The sequence below is a fragment of the Massilia sp. CT11-108 genome, assembly GCF_047302915.1.
Lineage (GTDB): Bacteria > Pseudomonadota > Gammaproteobacteria > Burkholderiales > Burkholderiaceae_D > Telluria > Telluria orientalis.
Genome location: NZ_JBKYMO010001401.1, coordinates 1 through 316, shown reverse-complemented (window position 1 = coordinate 316; position 316 = coordinate 1). Strand labels below are relative to the sequence as shown.

Annotated in this window: 1 protein-coding gene; it reads right to left on the bottom strand. The window is 75.0% G+C overall.

What is annotated here, in order from left to right:
• On the bottom strand, positions 1-316 hold a 316-nt coding region (locus ACEN88_RS35005), incomplete at both ends, for a hypothetical protein (protein WP_413347026.1).

Sequence of the window (316 nt, the reverse complement as noted above, 5' to 3'; positions counted from 1 at the left end):
GCCGGCCAGCAGCGGCGACAGCAGCAACGTCAGCACCAGCGCGACGAGGCTGCCCGCGCCCAGCGCCGGCGCGTACTGGTCGCGCGCGGCGTGCAGGATGTCGGCGTACGCGATCATGTCGAGGCGTTCCGCCAAACGTCCCGCGTACACCGAGTGATCGAGGCCGGCGGCCAGCAGCTCCCACACCGGCAGCGCGGCGACGACGGTCGGCAGCAGCAGGAGCACGGCCCACCACAGCAGCAAGCGCCATTGCAGCGCGGCGCGCGCCGCGTGCAGTACGCCATGCGGGCCGGCCGCGCGCGGCGCGAGCGAAGGG